4 protein-coding genes are annotated in these 3,618 nt (G+C 69.9%); 3 read left to right on the top strand and 1 reads right to left on the bottom strand.

Going from position 1 to position 3,618, the window contains the following annotated elements:
* The 3 genes from AC1DHD_RS14940 to AC1DHD_RS14930 form a co-directional block, all read left to right on the top strand.
* Positions 1-954, top strand: a 954-nt coding sequence (locus AC1DHD_RS14940) for an AMP-binding enzyme (protein WP_476880470.1), incomplete at its 5' end; no start/stop codon positions are given.
* A gap of 136 nt (positions 955-1,090) precedes the next feature.
* Positions 1,091-1,564 (top strand): type II 3-dehydroquinate dehydratase, encoded by a 474-nt coding sequence (aroQ, locus tag AC1DHD_RS14935; RefSeq protein ID WP_476880469.1) that lies wholly within the window; start codon positions 1,091-1,093, stop codon positions 1,562-1,564.
* A 2-nt stretch (positions 1,565-1,566) separates the two neighbouring features.
* Positions 1,567-2,613, top strand: coding sequence for a DUF2332 domain-containing protein (locus AC1DHD_RS14930; protein ID WP_476880468.1), 1,047 nt, complete (start codon positions 1,567-1,569; stop codon positions 2,611-2,613).
* A gap of 24 nt (positions 2,614-2,637) precedes the next feature.
* Here AC1DHD_RS14930 and AC1DHD_RS14925 read toward each other — a convergent pair.
* Positions 2,638-3,618: MarP family serine protease (locus AC1DHD_RS14925; protein WP_476880467.1), on the bottom strand; the 981-nt coding region annotated here is incomplete at its 5' end.

The raw sequence follows: 3,618 nt of genomic DNA, 5'->3' as shown, positions 1-3,618 counted from the left end.
GGCCGCTGGTGGGAGATTGTGGAGAAGTACAAGGTCTCCATCCTGTACACCGCCCCCACCGCCATCCGCACCTTCATGAAGTGGGGCAAGGAGATCCCGGCCAAGTCGGACCTGTCATCCATCCGCGTCCTGGGGTCCGTGGGCGAACCCATCAACCCCGAAGCGTGGATGTGGTACCGGGAGGTCATCGGCTCCAACGCCGGCGCGCACGGAGAAACCAAAGATAACCCGGCACCGATCGTGGACACCTGGTGGCAGACCGAAACCGGCGCCCAGATGATTGCCCCGCTTCCCGGGGTCACCGCGACCAAACCGGGTTCCGCGCAGGTCCCGCTGCCCGGCATCGCCGTGGACGTCGTGGATGAGGCCGGCGAATCCGTACCCAACGGGGCCGGCGGGTACCTGGTGATCCGGGAGCCGTGGCCGGCCATGCTCCGCGGGATCTGGGGGGACCCGGAGCGGTTCAAAGAGACCTACTGGTCCCGTTTCGAGACGATGTACTTCGCCGGCGACGGCGCCAAGAAGGACGACGACGGCGACATCTGGCTGCTGGGCCGGGTGGATGATGTTATGAACATCTCCGGCCACCGGCTCTCCACCGCGGAGATCGAGTCCGCCCTCGTCTCCCACCCGGCCGTAGCGGAAGCCGCCGTCGTCGGAGCCGCCGACGAGACCACCGGGCAGGCCGTCGTCGCGTTCGTCATCCTGCGCGCGGACGCCGTCGACTCCGGCGACGCGATGGTCCAGGAACTCCGCAACCATGTGGGCAAGGAGATCGGGCCGATCGCCAAGCCCCGGACCATCCTGGTGGTGCCGGAACTGCCCAAGACCCGCTCCGGAAAGATCATGCGGCGCCTGCTCAAGGACGTCGCCGAAGGCCGCGAAGTGGGCGACGCCACCACCCTGGCCGACAACACCGTGATGGCCCAGATAGCGAGCTCGCTCAAGAAGTAGCCCGCGCTCAAGGTCTAACGCATAGGCCGTCGGCCCCCTGGGCCCCCACCAGCCGGTGGGGGCTCAGCCGGCGGGGGCGGCGGCCGCGGCAGGACACATCAGCGTCCGGCCGCGCCAACGCGGTACATTGGCAGGCATGAGCGAAGCCACCCCCTCGGACCCCGGCCGCGGCACAATCCTGGTCCTCAATGGTCCCAACCTGAATCTGCTGGGCACCCGCGAGCCGGAAAAGTACGGCACGGCCACCCTTGCCGACGTCGAACAGCTTGCCAAGGACGCAGGCGCGGCCCTCGGGTTCGCCGTCGAGTGCTTCCAGTCCAACCATGAAGGCGCGCTCATCGACGCCATCCACGCGGCCCGCGGCAAGGCCGTCGGCATCGTGCTGAACGCCGGCGCCTATACCCACACCTCGGTGGCGATCCGGGATGCCCTCACGGCCGTGCAGGTGCCCGCCGTCGAGGTCCACATCACCAACGTGCACGCCCGTGAACCGTTCCGGCACCACTCCTACCTGTCCGATGTCAGCAAAGCCGTCATCGCCGGCGCCGGCGTCCTGGGTTACCGTTTCGCCGTCGAATACCTCGCCGAACTGAACGCGCCCCGGGGCTGACCATGGCCCCGGATGCCGGGCCCACCCGGACCTCGGACTGGTACCGGCACTTCGGTACCGTCGACGCGCCCGGCAACTCCGCCTGCTACGCGGAGTGGTCGCTGGGCATCGCCGACGATCCCGCGCTGCTCCGGCGGATCGATCAGTGGCCGCACAACAAACGCCAGCCGCTGCTGATGCTGGCGGCCGCCCGCTTCCTGGGCGCCGGGATCAGCCCCTACCCGGAGTTCCGGCAGTTCCTGGACCGTCACTGGGGCGCCGTCTCCCGGACCGTCCTCGCGCRCTCCACGCAGACGAACGAGGCCGGCCGCTGCGCCGCGCTCCTGCCGTCCCTGGCGCGGATCGCCGCAGCGGAGCGCCGGCCACTGGCCCTGATCGAGGTCGGCGCGTCGGCCGGGCTCACCCTGTACCCGGACCGCTACGGTTACGAGTTCGACGCCGGGCCCGGTGCCCTGACGCGCCTCGATCCTGCGGGCGCCGCGGCCGGGACCTACCCTGTCCTGCGGTGTTCCACGGCCGGCCCGGTGCCTTTGCCAGCCGTGCTGCCGGAGGTGGCCTGGCGCGCCGGGATCGACCTCAATCCCCTGGACATCCGGAACGCCGACGACGTCGCCTGGCTGGAGGCCCTGATCTGGCCGGAGCAGGACTTCCGCCGCCAGCGGCTGCGCCAAGCGATCAGCGTCGCCCGCGCAGATCCGCCCCTGCTGGTCGCCGGGGACCTCAACGAACAACTCGTGGCCCTGGCGGACCAGGCACCGCCGGACGCCGCCCTGGTGGTATTCCACAGCGCCGTGATGGCCTACCTCGACGCGGAGAGCCGGGAGCGTTTCCGCGACACGATTGGCCTGCTGGCAGCCGACCGCGGCTGCCACTGGATCTCTAACGAGGGCCACATGGTGATCGTGCAGGCCGACGGCTCCAGCGTGGTGCCGGAAATGGACGAATCGCGTCTGGGCGGCCGCTTCCTGCTGCTCGAAGACGGGCTGCCCGTGGCGATCGCCGGACCGCACGGCCAAAGCCTGGAGTGGATCGAAGCGCCTGCGGGCTAAGGTGCGGCTACGAACACCTCGCGGCTATTTCTTGATGCACTGACCCGGCGAAACGGCGGTGCCCAGCCCGGCAGCGCGGGCGGCGACGGGGGCGAGATCATTCATGGTGATGGCGAATCCGAGCGAGGGTTCAGAGGTTGACTTGGCGAAGACGACGCCGGCCACCTGCCCGGACGTGGTCAGCAAGGGGCCGCCGGAGTTGCCCGGCTGGACGTCGCCCGCCAGCCGGTAGACGTCCTCGGCGGCGGCGTTGTTCCCGTAAATATCCGGGACCAGGACGGTGGTGATGTCGCGCACGGTTGCCGGCTTCGACTGGAACGGACCGCCGTGCGGGTAGCCCGCGAAGGCGGCCGGGCTGCCGGCGGGCAGGTCCTGGCCCATGGGCAGCGGAGCGGAGGGCAGTCCGTCCACGGCCAGCACGGCGAGGTCGTGCCGGCTGTCGAAGTAGACCACCCGGCCGGGAAGCGCCCCGCCGCCGGGGACCTCGACCACAGGCTCCGGCACGCCGGCCACCACGTGCGCGTTCGTCACGACGCGACCTGGCGAGACCACAAAACCGGTGCCGGTCTGGTTCTGGCCGCACTGGTACGCGGTGCCGGCGATCTTCAGTACGGAAGCGGCGGCTTTGTTCAGTGCCGGGGTGTCGGTGCTGGCATCCGGAACCGGCACCGGCCGGCTGCCGACGCCTCCCTCGAACAGGGTGGGGATACCGTCCCCGATCACGGCCGACCGCAGCTGCGCCATGGACGTCTTCAGCGGCGTGGGCGTGACGCCGTCGATGAAGCCGATCACCTTCGAATCGGCAAGCTGCTGGGACACAAAAGGAACACCCAGGGCGCTGATGCTGAACGCCAGCATGGACATCACGAGGGCGGACACCGCGAGGTTGACCCCGCCGCCGACCACCCGGTCGACCAGGCGGAGCGGGCTGATCCGGACGACGCTGCGGATCCGCCGGCCGATCATGGTGCCCAGCCCGTGGCCCAGCATGATCAGGAGCACGGC

Source organism: Arthrobacter sp. 05L45_2, assembly GCF_056397525.1.
This window is presented reverse-complemented; position numbering and strand designations above follow the sequence as displayed.

Excerpts from the sequence above, each read along its gene's own strand:
- aroQ (WP_476880469.1), top strand. The coding sequence starts at position 1,091 with ATGAGCGAAGCCACCCCCTCGGACCCCGGCCGCGGCACAATCCTGGTC.